The 15,201-nt window shown below is 54.8% G+C and carries 13 protein-coding genes; 5 read left to right on the top strand and 8 right to left on the bottom strand.

Annotation, left to right across the window (positions count from 1 at the left end):
- Nucleotides 1-207: 207 nt before the first annotated feature.
- The 3 genes from VGH19_02380 to VGH19_02370 all read right to left on the bottom strand — a co-directional run bounded on the left by VGH19_02380 (nucleotide 208) and on the right by VGH19_02370 (nucleotide 2,768).
- Entirely contained in the window at nucleotides 208-681 is a 474-nt protein-coding gene (locus tag VGH19_02380; protein ID HEY1170193.1) for a very short patch repair endonuclease, read from the bottom strand.
- 1,549 nt (nucleotides 682-2,230) lie between these two features.
- Nucleotides 2,231-2,524 carry a hypothetical protein gene (locus VGH19_02375; GenBank protein ID HEY1170192.1) on the bottom strand — a complete coding sequence of 98 codons (294 nt, stop codon included), beginning with the start codon at nucleotides 2,522-2,524 and terminating at the stop codon, nucleotides 2,231-2,233.
- A complete protein-coding gene (locus tag VGH19_02370; GenBank protein HEY1170191.1) occupies nucleotides 2,517-2,768 on the bottom strand; it encodes a hypothetical protein in 252 nt (83 codons plus the stop codon). The genes VGH19_02375 and VGH19_02370 overlap by 8 nt, the downstream gene beginning before the upstream one ends.
- Before the next feature lie 205 nt (nucleotides 2,769-2,973).
- Between VGH19_02370 and VGH19_02365 the strand changes: the two genes are divergently transcribed.
- Together VGH19_02365 and VGH19_02360 are read left to right on the top strand one after the other, a co-directional pair.
- Nucleotides 2,974-3,201 carry a hypothetical protein gene (locus tag VGH19_02365; GenBank protein HEY1170190.1) on the top strand — a complete coding sequence of 76 codons (228 nt, stop codon included), beginning with the start codon at nucleotides 2,974-2,976 and terminating at the stop codon, nucleotides 3,199-3,201.
- A gap of 96 nt (nucleotides 3,202-3,297) precedes the next feature.
- Entirely contained in the window at nucleotides 3,298-4,050 is a 753-nt protein-coding gene (locus VGH19_02360; GenBank protein HEY1170189.1) for an HNH endonuclease, read from the top strand.
- Between the two features lie 466 nt (nucleotides 4,051-4,516).
- On the opposite strand, the gene VGH19_02355 is transcribed toward VGH19_02360, so the two are convergent.
- Nucleotides 4,517-5,074, bottom strand: coding sequence for a hypothetical protein (locus tag VGH19_02355; GenBank protein HEY1170188.1), 558 nt, complete (start codon nucleotides 5,072-5,074; stop codon nucleotides 4,517-4,519).
- Nucleotides 5,075-5,369: 295 nt separating this feature from the next.
- On the opposite strand from VGH19_02355, the gene VGH19_02350 reads away from it, so the two are divergent.
- The 3 genes from VGH19_02350 to VGH19_02340 all read left to right on the top strand — a co-directional run bounded on the left by VGH19_02350 (nucleotide 5,370) and on the right by VGH19_02340 (nucleotide 9,536).
- A complete protein-coding gene (locus VGH19_02350) occupies nucleotides 5,370-5,744 on the top strand; it encodes a hypothetical protein (GenBank protein HEY1170187.1) in 375 nt (124 codons plus the stop codon).
- Between the two features lie 223 nt (nucleotides 5,745-5,967).
- Complete coding sequence (locus VGH19_02345; GenBank protein ID HEY1170186.1) at nucleotides 5,968-8,109, top strand: TonB-dependent receptor; 2,142 nt, start codon at nucleotides 5,968-5,970, stop codon at nucleotides 8,107-8,109.
- 263 nt (nucleotides 8,110-8,372) lie between these two features.
- Nucleotides 8,373-9,536: a sialidase family protein gene (locus tag VGH19_02340; GenBank protein HEY1170185.1), complete on the top strand. Its 1,164-nt coding sequence runs from the start codon at nucleotides 8,373-8,375 to the stop codon at nucleotides 9,534-9,536.
- Nucleotides 9,537-9,804: 268 nt separating this feature from the next.
- On the opposite strand, the gene VGH19_02335 is transcribed toward VGH19_02340, so the two are convergent.
- The 4 genes from VGH19_02335 to VGH19_02320 form a co-directional block, all read right to left on the bottom strand.
- Nucleotides 9,805-10,884, bottom strand: a complete 1,080-nt coding sequence (locus VGH19_02335) for a class I SAM-dependent methyltransferase (GenBank protein ID HEY1170184.1) — start codon at nucleotides 10,882-10,884, stop codon at nucleotides 9,805-9,807.
- A gap of 304 nt (nucleotides 10,885-11,188) precedes the next feature.
- Complete coding sequence (locus VGH19_02330; GenBank protein ID HEY1170183.1) at nucleotides 11,189-11,788, bottom strand: TetR/AcrR family transcriptional regulator; 600 nt, start codon at nucleotides 11,786-11,788, stop codon at nucleotides 11,189-11,191.
- Nucleotides 11,789-12,013: 225 nt separating this feature from the next.
- Nucleotides 12,014-13,576 (bottom strand): murein biosynthesis integral membrane protein MurJ, encoded by a 1,563-nt coding sequence (gene murJ, locus VGH19_02325; GenBank protein HEY1170182.1) that lies wholly within the window; start codon nucleotides 13,574-13,576, stop codon nucleotides 12,014-12,016.
- A gap of 148 nt (nucleotides 13,577-13,724) precedes the next feature.
- The gene (locus VGH19_02320) at nucleotides 13,725-15,197 is read right to left on the bottom strand and encodes a DUF1501 domain-containing protein (GenBank protein HEY1170181.1); all 1,473 of its coding nucleotides are present in this window, start codon (nucleotides 15,195-15,197) and stop codon (nucleotides 13,725-13,727) included.
- Between the last annotated feature and the right edge of the window lie 4 nt (nucleotides 15,198-15,201).

Here is a 15,201-nt window from a genome sequence, read left to right as displayed (position 1 = left end):
TTCCAAGGTAGGGCGGAGCTGCCGCTCCGCCGTTGCATCAATCCCTCGCCTCCCCGTAGCCGTGGACATCAGTCCGCGCAAACTTCTTTGGAGTGCGGAGGCTTGACTCCGCTTTCCAACCAAGGCGGCTTGTCGCCTCGTCTCCCTTCTCTGGACGTTGAACGTTGGAAGTTCGATGTTGGACATTTCCCACCCCTTTCCGCGTATTCAGCGTATTCCGTGGTTTAACCCTTTCCTGATCCTCCCCACCAACCTCTCCATCTCCCCTTCATCCCTCGCCGCCTTCGCCAACACATGCTCCCACACCCGCACCACCCTCCACCCCGCCTTCCGCAACGTCCGCGACACCAACCGATCCCGCTCCCGATTCCGCATCAGCTTCGTTTGCCAGAACGATTTGTTAGACGCTGGCTTCGTCCCATGCCACGGACACCCGTGCCAGAAACACCCATCCACAAACAACGCCACCCGTTCCCTCCGCCAAACAAAATCCGGCCGTACCTTAAAAGGCCGAAGCTTCAGCTTCGCACTTCGAACCGCTTCCGCCTTCCGTCGCAAATCAGACTTTGCAATCCGTGACGCAACCTTCCGCTTTCCGACTCGTAAATCGTAAATCGGAATTCGTACTTCGACGTGCCTTTTCCACCCCTTGATCCCCGCCGCTCTGAGCAACGCCACCATCGCCCCCTCCGTATCCTTATTCCCCCGCGACCGTATCCGCGACATCACCTCACTCCGCTTCGCTTTCGTGAAAATGTCAGCCATACCTCGAAAAGATACTCGCACTGACATTCCCACGCGAGTCCGCTTACTCGTGCTTGTCCTCGCAAACCGCTGGTAAGGACGATTTTTGGAAGTCGAACTTCGCCCCCCCCCGTTCCCTTGCATCACCTGGAGACTTCCGTCCATTAACAGCAGAAACATGGAAACACCAACGACTCGTCAATCGTCCTTCCTAAATCGTAAATTAGTTTGTTCCCCTGAGTCGCCTTCCCATCTCGTCCGGTCGATGCTCCCTCATCTCGATAGCATCCTGCTCTGCGGCACTCTAGCCACCAGTCCACACCAACCGGATCAAAACCCTCGCCAGCCACTCCAAAAGAAAATACAGATAAGCACGGTAGGGCGAGGCTCCTGACGAGCCCAAACTCTTTCCGTCAAGGCACCACGACAATTCACCACCACCAATCAGAAGCTCCAAAAGCCATCCCCCTCTATTCCAACGAGAGTTGGAGGAGAGGGCACGGGGAGAGGAGGCACTAAACCATCCCCATTCCCCATCTCTAGGCCATCGAAGCTCGACCGGCTCTGCATTCCCTTTCAGGGAATTTATGTCAAAGAGCAATGAAACCATCCGACCCCTGTGAGCTATCCCGTCCAACCCTCCTACTTAAAGAAGTCGATTCGACGCCGAACTCCAAACTTTGAACCTTAAACATCAAACTTTGAACTTCGCCTGACGTGAGTCAGAACCCGGCCGGTTCCGCAGTGAGTACTCTGGATCAAACTTCAACTTGGAAGTCGAACTTCGACCCTCAGGATTCCCCGGCCCCATTCTCGGCCGACGTCCCTTTCCCCCTCCAGCTTACGAGCCCCAACACACCCGCCCGATACACCCACAGATCCTCTGAGATATGGTGGGGCAATCGCTGCCGCGATGCCCTGACTCTTTTCGTCAAGACACCATGACAGGTTCTCACCCGCATCCATCTCCATGATGATCCCATAAGGATTGCCAAAAGATTCCATCGAATCACTCAGCGGGGATTTCAGCCTTTCTTGTGTTTCATTTTTCCAGACTCGAAACTCGAACCTAGAAACCCGAAACCTATTCAATCGGCTTGCAGCCCTTCCTTTACCAGCAGCGAGCTGCCAGCACCTAAATCTATCCCACAAATCACTCAAGAAAACCACCTCTTTTCACTAAAATTTGTGATGAAAACCCAACCTTTTCAGCAACAAGAACATCCAGAAACCCCAATCCCCGTAACTCGCATTCTTATCCGTAGCGCACGCTTCCAGCGTGCGGGTTAAGCAGCATCCTGCTGCGTTTCCCGGAGCGCCGATCTCTGAATCGGCTCGCCATTCATCGCCTTTAAAACTCCTCTCCCCCATTCGCGTTAGCGAATTCAGATTCCTAGCCGCGGGTTTCAACCCGCGGTAAAGCCTCCCCTGAAACTCCCGTCACGTAGTGACGACAGAACCGATGCATTCTCAATGCTTGTTCATTTTAACGCCCCCTCCCAAACACCTTCCCATCCTCCGTCACCACCGAACCATCCGGCAACCGCTGCACCGGCAAGATATATTCCTCAACAGTCATCGCATCCTCAAACTCCCGCTCACTATCCAGAAACTCTTCCAAGCGAGTTATCAAATCCTCCGCAATCTCCCTTTCCGCTTCTTCCTCTGTCGAATAGAAATACGGCATTCCACCATAACCTCGCCACAGCGGCACACACCCCTCGCAACTTGTGTCGATGAAAATCCCAAACCCGGATTGAACCATCTTAGCATCACTCATTGCCGCCTCCTTTTTGCTCATCACGTTGCCGCACCATCTCAGCAATGATCCGTTCATAATCCGCTGCGATACTCTCCGCCTCCTCCCCATCCCGACACTCTTCCGGCACAAAAAACTCCCCTTCAAATTCCCCTGTCCTCAAATACACTGCCGTATCCCTCCAAACCTCCGCCCGACACCGCAACCCATCCAACACCTGCCCAAGATCATTGGCATCCAACCTGATCAAAAACGATTTGCTCATATTGGGCACATGTACCTGGCCAGGCCGACGCATCCGCGCAAGCCAAATCCACTCACACCGGAGGTGTGAAAGCATGTAGCCGGTCGGTTGAGCGAGGCACGAGCGACACCACCGGAATCAATGCCCATTTGAAACCGCATCCTGAAGGGATGCCAGCAGTCCGGTTGGTTCTTGAGTATCATGCATTCCAGGCTTCAATCCCTTCATGCTCTATAAGGTTGAGATGCTATTCATCTATGGCTGGGATGACGCTGGATGGGAAGAAGGCGAAAGCGATGATACTGAGTTAAAACCATTGCGCTTTCACAGCCGAGATGAGGCCCAAGTTGCAATCCATGAATTCTTTACCGACGTCAAAGCAGCCGTGGCCGCAGGTGACATGGACCTAGAGGGAAACCCCGAAGACTACCGGATTGTGGAGACAGCCACTTAAATTCTTTCGCTTCGCAAACAAAGCCCAACCGTTTATTCTTTCAATATGGCCGCAGGAAAACGTTGGACCAAGGAAGAGCTTCTCATCGCTCTGAACGTGTATCGCAAGCTGACCTTCGGACAGCTTCACGCACGCAACCCTGTCGTTATCCAGTTGGCCGAAAGAATGAGCAGACCTCCGGGAAGCGTCGCCATGAAACTCTGCAACTTTGCTTCACTCGATCCGGTCGTAACAGCTAATGGGCGTAAAGGCTTGGAAGGCGCAAGCACCTTGGACCGCGCGCTATGGAAAGAATTCCTCCAATCCCCTGCCGCTGTTATTCCTGTTAGCGAAGAACTTTTCCACAAACTCTTTTCAAGCAACGAAGCCGACGAGGTCGAAGTTATCAAAGACAAAGGCGTGAAGGTCGCCCGAAAGACTATCTCCAAGCTCCCCATCGGCGAAACCACGGTGACTGCCGAAGTCCAAGTCCGCCGGGGACAAGACTATTTCCGCCAAGTCATCTTGAACGCCTTCAACAACCGATGCTGCGTCTCAGGCATCCCCATCCGCTCCATGCTCGTCGCCAGCCATATCCTCCCATGGTCCAACCATCCCTCCGAGCGCTTGAATCCAGCTAACGGCCTCTGTCTCTCACGCATTCACGATGTCGCATTTGACCGCCATCTCATCACCTTCGACGAAGATTACCGCCTAGTTCTCAGCAAAGGTTTGAAAACCGAATGCACCAACGCAGTCCTGAAACAGAGTTTCTCCGCTTACGAAGGCAAACGAATCAATCTCTCCGAAGAAACCACACTCCCTAATCAAAAATTCCTCGAACAGCATCGCAATTCATTTGCAAGGTGACGTATCAACCAAATACAACTTGCGGTATATTCAACAATTGAGGGCTGCGTGTTTCCACGCAGCCCCATTTGTTTAGTTGAGTCCGTTGAGGTTAAGTTGCTCACCATCTGCTTTAACCCAGATAGGAAACACCTTACCGCGCTTAGGATAAATGACTTGCTTAGTCACTGGATGAATAATCCAAGGACGGAATATCAAGACATAACCCGGACGTTCTTGCGTACGTTTGACCATACGAAGATTCCTTTCGTTAAGTTTTAGTCGTTATGCTTGACGGGGTCTGAAGTCTAGTAGACAGTAAATCTACTAGTTGGGTTCAACCCAGTCTAGCCTAGTCGGTCTTGCCCCGAGAGAGAGTCACCCTTCCAAAGTTACACTCTCTCGGGACTTTTCTCATCGCTCCTACCGCCGACCTTTGCGGCGGAGCTTACCACCCTTCTAGTCATCATAATTTCCTTTCATTGTTTTATTGCTCTTCTTTTTCAGCTGCCTCTTGTGCAGCTAAATTGTTTTCCTCGTTCATGGCTTGATTGTGAAGAATCTCCTGCCGATCAGCTTCTTCCTCCCCTGTCAATTGAACAGGCTTCTTTTTAGCGGCGGGATACCATTCAGCCAAACCAATGTGTCCGTTATTCGGCACTTTTAGGAAAACCGGATTTTTTGAAATCGTAATTGCCAGATTCCGCTTAGCGATCGTTTCGTCTTTATTATCAAACGCAAAACCACCGGTTTTCAATGTATCGAACAGTTCATTCAGCGAAATCGCACCTACGTTCCGCGTGCGACGGGATTCCAAAATCTCCCGCACAACAGTCGCCAAAGGTCGTCCGAAGAATTGGTCCGGACGTATGGACTGCGAACCCGAGGAGAAAGTTGACGGTTCAGCAATGTCAGCATAGAGAGGAGACTCGCCCTCCATTTCATAAAGTTGATTCACCAACTTTTTCTTCTGCACCACTTGACTTTCCAGATTGGCAATTAAGTCCTGAATCCTAGCCACCGTTTTCTGCGTCGATTCATCCATAAAAAACCTTTCTTTTACTTGATTCGGAAAATCCCATAAACACTTAAAAACAGCAAGTTATTTTTAGGAAATGAAACATATTATAATTTCTTATTTTTACGTAACATTCTAATTATCAACGTTTAGGGAGACAGATTAAGTCATTTAAAAAATCTAAAATAAAACATGAAATGGAACGATTAAATGCTTAACCCCCTGTCAAGCACCTATCTCTAACTGCCACTTCCATACGTCTGGACGGTGAATTCAGAAGTTTATTGACTTCTAAGCAACTTCTTCTATTATCAGGCCTTCCGTGTTCACCCGTAGTGGCAAAATCTTGGTAGCCCTCGCGCTGGCGTTTTCGCTCGGCGCGCACTGGTCGCTGCTGCAAGTCGTCGCGTGGGTGAACATGACCGTGGCTTACTCCCAGGATGCCACCCTCGGCGAGGCGATCGAGAAGACCTTCGATGGCAAGCACGCCTGTCAGCTCTGCAAACTCGTGGACGAAGGCAAGCAGAAGGAGCAGCAGCAATCCACCACCGTGCAGAAGCACAAGCTGGACCTCATCAACTCCAGCACCATCGAATGGGTGACGCCCGCGACCGCCCAGCAAAGCGAATTTCCCTCTGTCTCCGCGTGGCGTTCCTTCCGCGAACCGCCCACCCTTCCGCCACCCCGCGTGGCCTAGTTTCTGTCCCTGTCCATTTCATCTGATCCGTTCGGCTTGCTTCGCGCGACCTGTTAAAACGTACGAACACCGCTCGGTCAGATTCCAGACCTAGCGACAGGGCCTCACCCATTCCACAAACCTCCGTTTGTTCGCACACGTACGCGTATGCACGCACAAGCGAGGCCTTCAGAACGGGTATTCACACCCGAAACCAGAAACTAGTAACCAGAAAATTTATAATATGCTCCGTGAACAGAACCTGAACCGCCTGAAAATCGCCGGTTCCACTGCTGCCCTCGTCGCCTCCATCATGAACGTGGGCGCGCAAACAGACAACGCCACGCTCACAATAAACGGGAAAGTAATTGCTACCACCACCACGAACGCCCCTTCGAAATTGACCGAAGTCATCATCACCGGCACGAACTCCCCGAGCCTCACCGTGCCGGACGTCTACGCCGCCAAGGCCGAGATCACCCGCATCCCCGGCGGTGCGGACGTCATCCCGGCAGATACGTTCCTCACCGGCCGCGCCTCCACCATGAAGGACGTGCTGGATTGGTCCCCCGGCGTCTTCGTGCAACCGCGCTTCGGCTCCGATGAAGCGCGCCTCTCCATCCGCGGCTCCGGCATCCAGCGCACCTTCCACGGTCGCGGCATCAAGCTCCTCATGGACGGCATCCCGCTGAACCTCGCTGATGGCGGTTTCGACATGCAAGGCATCGAACCCCTCGCCGTCAGTTACGTGGAAGTCCTCCGCGGCGCGAACGCCCTCCGCTACGGCTCCACCACCCTCGGCGGCGCGATCAATTACGTGATGCCCACAGGTCACGACACCGATAAGATTCGCCTCCGCGTGGAGGCCGGCAGCTACGGATACCTGAAGACACACGCCAGCAGCGGTCTGGCCGAAGGTAAAAACGATTACTACGCCGGCTACACCTACTCCGCCCTCGATGGCTTCCGCGAACACTCGCAGCAGAACGCCCATCGCATCTTCAGCAACGTCGGCCACAAGTTCAACGACAACGTCGAGACCCGCGCCTACTTCACCTACGTGCAGACGTATTCCGAGCTGCCCGGCAACCTCTTCAAAACACAGCTGGAGAACAATCCGGACATGGCGTTGCCCATCAACGTCACCCAAGATCAGCAACGCAATTTCGAGCTCATCCGCGCCGCCAGCAAGACCTCATGGAAGAACGACACTCACGCACTCGATGTCAGCGTCTTCTGGTCGCACAAGGACCTCTTCCACCCCATCTTCCAAGTGGTGGACCAAAACTCGAACGATGCCGGTCTCGACATCCGTTATCGCAATTACAGTGATCTCTTCAGCCGTCCGAATCAATTGACCGTGGGCTTCAGCCCCACCGTCGGCCGCACGGAAAGTGCGAACTTCGGCAACGCCTCTGGCGCACCCGGCGCCTTGATCAATGAATCCACCCAAGCCTCCTACAATCTGGATCTTTACGCTGAGAACCAGCATTGGCTTACAGACAAATTCTCGCTCATCACCGGCGTGCAGATCAGCCAATCCCGTCGCGATTTCAACGACACGGTCGGCGCGAATGATTTCACCGCGGATTATTGGGGCGTGAGCCCGAAGCTCGGCGCCATCTACGATCTGCGTTCCGACTGGCAATTCTACGGCAACGTAAGCCGCAGCTTCGAGCCGCCCTCCATGAGTGAACTCGGCGGCATCGGTGGTATTCCCGTCATCCGCGATGCCCAATCCGGCTGGACCGTGGAACTCGGCACCCGCGGTGAACACGGCCGTTTCTCCTGGGACCTCAGCTATTATCACACCTGGTTGGAGAATGAATTGCTCGCCTACGAACCCTCGCCCGGTGCCGCTCCCGTCACCATCAATGCCAGCACCACCGTGCATCGCGGTGTGGAACTGAAGGAAAACGTGCGCCTGTTCGAGAACCTCTTCACTGATAGCGACATCTTCTGCGAACAAGACGGCATCAACTGGACCACCGCCTACATGTGGAACGATTTCCGTTTCCAAGATGACGGCGACTTCAGCGCGAATGACCTGCCCGGCGTCCCCAAACATTACGTGCGCAGCGAGGTGATCTACTCGCACCCGAAAGGCTTCTACTTCGGCCCGAACATAGAGTGGTCCCCTGCGAAGTATGCCGTGGACATGGGCAATGCGCTCTTCGCCGATCCTTACATGCTGCTCGGCGTGAAGGCCGGTTACCGCGTGAAGAAAGGATTCTCCGTCTTCGTGGAAGGCCGCAACCTCACGGATAAAAACTATGCTGCCACCACCGGCGTGATCACCACCACCACTGCGCCCGGCGTCAGCCTCGCGCAATTCCTTCCCGGTGATGGCCGTAGCTTTTACGCCGGTGTGGAGTGGAAATGGTGAACCTGATTTGAAGATGCAGGGGCTGATTGCCGCGAACCACAAGGCTTTGATGAGCTTCATGGTTCAAGCTGTTATACTAGTGAACAGTCAAAAGCGGATTACCCCCTTCAGTCCTTGCATCTTCTCTCTTTAGGAATTTGTTTTGAGCATGAGCTACATATGCGGATCAAAAGCACGACAATCAGAACACCCTCGCCCCTTGGAGGGGAGAGGGCCGGGGTGAGGGGTGCCGGGTTTGCGTCAAAAAGAAAGAATTGAACGCGATGAAACTAAAACTGTTAGCCGCCCTGACCCTCGGCCTTCTGTCACTCACATGGCAGAGCTTTACCTCCGAGCATGGCGAAGCCATTAAACGCCTCGGCATCCACAGTCTCGATGTCTATGCGGACGGCGGCACCATGCATCTGCTCATCGCGGATTATCAGCCGAACGGCCAACCCATCCTCCTCCACCAGCGCTCCACGGATGGCGGCAAAACGTGGTCCACTCGCACACGTGTCGATGCAGGCATCATCGCGCCCAGTTCACCGAATCGCGGCATGGACGCCCAGATCGCAGGCGCAGGCGATAAACTTGGTGTCGTGTGGATGATCAAAGGCACCGGCCTCTTCAATAGCGGTCCCTTGGTCACAACGATTTCCCAAGATGGCGGCAAGACCTGGCGCGTCGGCCCCAATCCCGCCGATGACGGCCTCACCACCGGTCACAGCTTCTCCGACCTCTGCGCGGACAGCGCGGGCAACTTCCACCTCGCGTGGCTCGATAGCCGCGATGGCCGCCAAGGCCTCCGCTACGCCCGCTCTACCGATGGCGGCGTGAGCTGGCAGAAGAATCAGACACTCAAACCCGACACGTGCGAATGCTGCTGGAATAAATTGGCAGCCGGTCCAACCGGCCCGCTCGTCCTTTTCCGCGATAAGAAGCCGCGCGACATGGCCCTCCTCACCTCACCCGATGGCGGTACCCAATGGAACAAGCAGACCACCGTCGGCAACTTCTCCTGGGATTTCAACGGCTGCCCTCATGTCGGCGGCGGTCTCGCCACGGAAACGAAAGGGAAAACGACCACGACTCACGCCGTCGTCTGGACCGGAAAAGCCGAAGAATCCGGCGTCTACCACCTCTCCTCCAAGAACAACAAGTCATGGAGCAAGCCACAACGACTCGGCACCAATTCCGCCCGTCGCGGCGATGTCGCGACTGGTGCCAAAGGCATCGGCATCGTATGGGAAGAAAACGAAGACGGCGATATCGCTCTGATGTTCTCCACCAGCAAAGACGGCAAAAAGTGGAGCAAACCCGAGCGCATCCGCGAAGCTTCTACCACTGCCGCCTATCCGCGTATCATAGGCACCACCGATGGCTTCCACATCCTCTGGACCGAAACCGCCTCAGGCCGCGGAACCCTGAAGCAAACGAGCCGATAACAAGTCCACCGAGCGAATTCTCCTCCGCCAGGTGGAGCGCGGCTTTTAAGCCGCTCCAACTCCCGCCCACCAAGAGAATCACAGACAAGATAATGGCGTTACTAAGCTGAAAGCATTCTTCCCTCTGCCTTTGCTCATGCACATTGAAGCGGTCCCGCATGCGGGACCGCCCTCCACTTCGCAATCGTTCACCTCAAAATAATTCCACCCTCTCCTTCGATTCATATCGAAGAAGAGGGTGATTGCTATTCACGGATTCCTCGCCCGCTTACTTCCTCACCAGGTAGTAATAGTTGATGATATCGTGATCGAGCTTCTCCACGTCTACCTTCGTGAATCCCGCTTCCGCCAGCATCTTCAGCGCGACTTCCTTGCCCCACATCGCCCCCAAGCCCATGCCGCCCTGTGACAGCGACACCGACATGCAGTGCATGCACGAGATGGTATAGATGAATGGTGCGAGCATGTGATCCATATTCCCCGCCACGCTGCTGGAGCCCGCGATGTCCTGCATGAAATACAGGCCGCCCGGCTTGAGCGCATTGAAGATGTTCTTCAGCACCACATCCGGCTTCGCCTGATCATGCACTGCATCAAAGGTGAAGATGAGATCGAACTTCTCCACATCATCGAACTTCGTCACGTCCACGGTCTTGAAGGTCACGTTCTTCAAGCCTTCTGCTTTGGCGTAATTGCGCGCTGCGATGACTGCTTCCTCGCACAGATCGTAGCCCGTGAACTGGCTCTTCGGATAATGCACCGCCATGGCGATGAGCGCACGGCCTGAACCACAGCCCACATCCAGCACCTCAATGCCCTTTTCCAATTTCGCCTTCAACCCATCTACCAACGGCAGCAAATGCTCTTTCAGCGGCACCACCGCCGTCTGATTGCTCTCCTCCGCCATCACTTCGTGGAAGCGGTTGTATTTCTCATACGGCACACCGCCACCGCTCTTGAAGCACTCCACAATCTCATCCTCCACACCGCCCAGCACGCTCACCCATTGCATGGGAATAGCGATATTGTTCGGTACCGCCGCACGCGTGAGCAACATGGCGTGCTCAGCAGGCAGATGGAATTTATCCGTCTTAGCATCGTGCTCCACGATGCGTCCCGTGCTCATCGTGCCCAGCCACTCGCGGACGTAGCGTTCATTTAATCCTGCGGCTGCAGCGATCTCCTTGCTCGTGGAGAAATCCATCTTCGCCATCGCGTCAAATAACCCCGTGCGATGTCCTATGGAAGTCATCAGCGCGATCCCCGCGCTGTTCAGATGCCCGATCATCTGGCGTGCAAACTGGTCCACCTTCTCCTCATTGATCTTCGGAATGCATTGCGTGCACATATCTGTCCCTGTCTCTATTATGCTGTAGTGTTTTATTCGCTCGTAGGCAATTTCGCCCACGATCTAGTTCTCCTTTAGCCTTGGCCGTACCATTCGCAGTCGCGCAAAACCCCAATTTAACCCAGCCCAACGCCCCAGCTATCTCCGCATCTCCTTGAAAACGAGCAAACAACAAAAAAAGAACCTCATGGGAAATTTGCGGAGGGAAAAATTGGGGACCGCAGCTCAGACCACAAGAACCTCCCTCTTTTTCTATCAATTGAAAACAAAACCAATCAATTTACAATACAGACCTGTCTGTTTCTTATTCTTGCGAATCCACATACCGCTCCAGCGCCTTGCGCGCTTTGCGAATGGGCCAGACATCATTGTAGTTCCGAGCGGAGGCCATGGCTCCCTCTACCACCAGATAGTAAAAATCCGTCAGTTCTGCAGCATCCAGATGACCATACTTGGCTTTGTCAGATGCAATCAAATCCCGGCTTACATCTCGTAAAATGGAGCGGAACGCATCGTCGTGATAGATCACTTCCTTACGCAAGGGACTGGCTGGATCCAGCACCTCCACCGTGAGATTGGCAAAGCCACAACCACGGAATCTTGTTTCCGGAAGCCATGTTTCCAAGGCTTCCATGAAGCTAAAGAATCGCTTCTTCGGCGTTTTCTGTGACTGAATAAAATCTTTCACCGCTCCCAAATCAATCCGCGCCCGTTCCCTGAGATACGCTAGGCACAGGTCATCCTTCGTCGGAAAATGGGCGAAGAAGGTAGCTTTGGAAACCTTGGCCTCCGCGATGACCTGATTCACCCCGGTCTGAAAATAACCCTGCTCGTAGAACAGGCGATAGGCCGTCTCGATGATTTTCTCACGAGCGGGCTTGTCAGTTTTAGACGGTCGGGCCATGGCAAAGAAAATAACCGAACTGGTTGGTCAGTCAAATCAGGGGCTTGCTGGTAGGGACCGCTGTTCTCAGCGGTCCGTCGCCGAAGCCAAAGGCAATTAACTCTCTGTGACTTGATGAGGCTAAGAATGGAGCCAGCTTCCAGTGCCACTATGCTATTTGGCACTCGCATACCTTAGGCTCCGACAGCGAACGGCTGAGGACAGCCATCCCTACCTATCTCGCTGCTAACTCTTCACCTCGGACTTCTTCCGCCGCCCCTTCACCATCTCCAGCATCTCATGCGCTGAAGAAATCTTCAACGGAATCGCTATGCCCCAATAGACCGCGATGGCCACCAGTAGCGGCCCAAACACTTCACCAATTCGCAACCAAGTCGTGCCATGCCCCATGTGCCCGCTCCACCAAAAATAAACTCCGAACGCTGCCGCACTTGCCGCAAAAGCCGCCAAGGCCGTTGGCCCGACACTCTTATGAAATTCCGCCAAATCCAATTTGCTCAGCTTTTTCTTCAGCGCCTGATGCAGCAGCCACACGTTGATCCAGGAACTGATGGTATTCGCCAGCCCCAAACCTGCCTGCTGCATGGGAAAGATGAACGTTAAGGTTAGCAACAGATTCGCACCCAGGCAGAAGATGCTGATCTTCATCGGTGTGGAGGTGTCTCCCAGCGCAAAGAAAGCACGTGCCAAGATGTTCACCATGGAGTAGGCCAGCAATCCCGGTGCGAGGAACATCAATGCCAGACTAGCGCGTAATGTGGAATCCGGGCCGAATTTACCGTGCTCAAAAAGCAGTCTCACCACTGGTTCAGCGAGCAGCACGAGAAGGATGGATGCAGGCAGGTTCACAAAGAGCAGATGCTGCATACCCTTGCTCAGGGTACTGCCGAACTCGCCGTATTTCTTCTCTGATGCCAGACCGGAAAGCGTCGGCAGGAGGAATGTTGCCAATGCGACACCAAACATCCCCTGAGGCAGTTCCATCAGGCGGATGGCGTAGTTGAAGGAAGCGTTGATGGTCGGATCCATCCAGTAGGCTATGCCCTGCGTCATCACCACATTGATCTGGAAAGCAGCCACGCCGACGGTGCCGGGAATCATCTTGGCGACCACGGCACGCACCGTTTCGTTCTTGAAAGGGGAAACACATTTGAATCTATATCCCTCTTGATAGAGCGTAGGGAGTTGGAACCCCGCCTGCGCGAACCCGGCCAACAGCACACCGAATGCGAGCGCAAAGATTTGCACTTCCAGTTTTTGCCCGAATCTCGGTGCCAGCCAGAGCACGGACCAGATCATCACCACGTTGAGCAATGTCGCACCCAATGCTGGTATAAAAAAATGTCCGCGCGCATTGAGCATCGCCATGAACACCGCCGCGAGGCAGACCAGCATCATGTAGGGGAACATGACTTGCAGCAGCTCCAGGATGAGCCGTGTCTTCACTTCGAAATCACCCAGTGCCAGAGTGATGGATAACCCCGCCAGCACCACCACGATCACCACTGCTGAAGCCAGCACCAAACCGGAGATCACGGCATTCGCCGCCCGCCACATCTCCTGTTCACCCGCGTTCTTCTCCTTGTCCTTGAAGATGGGGATGAATGCCGCCGTCAATGCGCCCTCACCCAGCAGACGGCGGAAGAGGTTGGGGATGGAGAAAGCGAACAAGAAAGCGCCTGCTACGATGCTATCTCCCATGAAGCGCGCATAGATCATCTCCCGCACCATGCCGAGGATGCGGCTGATGAAGGTGGCGAAGGCCATAGCCCCCGAAGATTTCAACATGCGGGACACGCGGAGCAAAGGCTAGAGTGTTTGGAGCGCGGCTTTCAAGCCGCTTCAGCTTCCAATCGTCGAGCAATTCGTGGAAAAACCCAGAAGTGTGACTAAGCCGAGGATACTTTTCAGGCAGCTTTTACTTATGCGGACCAACTCACGCCAGCATCGCCATCACCGGCTTCCCCTTACCATCCTTCGTCACGTAGAAGGGCCTGCCTTCCGTCACAAAATTCACATCCGGCGCGATGCCTAGCGCCTGATAGATCGTCGCATGTACATCTTCAAGCCGCACTGCGTTCTCGATCGGCACCATCGGATGCTCCGCCGCCGTCTTACCATAAACGTAACCGCCCTTGAACCCGCCACCGAACAACAACATCGCATTCGTGCTGCTGAAATGCCCGTGCAACCCGTACATCTCCTCATTCTCGATGACCAGCTCCGCGCCCGTATGCTTCTCTGCGAATCCCTCAGGCTCCGTTCCCGCTGAAGGCGCGCTTGCGATCGTGCGTCCAAACTCCGATGCCACCACCACCAAGGTGCGCTTCAACAAACCGCGCTGGTCTAGGTCCTTGATGAGTTGCGCGATCGGCCGGTCGATCTGCTGCTTCATCTCCACCATGCGTTTTGCGCCGTTCGCGTGGACATCGAATCCCAGGAACGGTCCATACTGATACTCCACCTGAACGAAGCGCGCCCCGCTCTCCACCAATCTCCGCGCCAGCAATAACCCCTGTCCGAATCTCTTCCCGTGATAATAATTTTTATCCAGCAACTGCTCGCGTGTGATCTCCGGCTCATATGCAGCCAGCGTCGCCGGCTTTTCCTGCGCAAAATCAAAAGCCTTCTTCACGGGGGAATCCATCAACGCCCGCGCTTCGTTCAACTGTTGGCGGAACTCCTGTGCACGAGGCGCCTCGCGCAATTCCTTCGGTCCTTGTTCTGCCAACAAGCGGGCCAGACTCAGCCGCTGATCCAGACGCGCCAACGGCATGCCGGGAAAGGCATTCAACGTGGCCACTCCCCGGCCGGGATCGGGGATCATGAATGGCGCGTGGTTCGCACCATAAAATCCCGGCCCGATGAACTCGCTGATGAACAGTTTCTCCGCATCATTCGTATCGATGTCCCGGCCTATGTAAATGTATCCCGGCACTTGCGGCTGCCGGCGACCCAGCACACGTGAGACCACCGAGCCCATGCTGGGCGGGCGCACACCGCTGGGCGGCACATAGCCCGTCATCATGTAATACTGCGCCTTCAGGTGCAGCGCGCCAAACTTCGCCTCGTTCGCGATGCTACGCACCACCGTCGCGTGTTGCATCACCTGCGCCATGTGCGGCAAGCCCGCTCCCAAGCGGATGCCATCCGCGGCAGTCGGGATCGAATCACACGTGGAAAAAAGCTCATTCCCGCGCATTCCCTTGCGATATGGCGTGAAAGGCTTCGGATCCCACGTCTCCATCTGCGAGACGCCACCTGGCAACCAGATGAAGATCACACTGTCCGCCTTCGCTGCAGGTGTTGCGGCGCAGGCGGGGCGCTCCAGCGCCTCGGTCACCGCAAAGGCCCCTAGCGCCGCTGTCGTGCGGCTCAGAAATTTACGCCGTGTGAATCGTTCGCTCATCTCT

The organism is Verrucomicrobiia bacterium, assembly GCA_036405135.1.
GTDB lineage: Bacteria > Verrucomicrobiota > Verrucomicrobiia > Limisphaerales > JAEYXS01 > JAEYXS01.
Note: the sequence above shows the minus strand (reverse complement) of the source record. Positions and strands in the feature narration are given on the sequence as shown.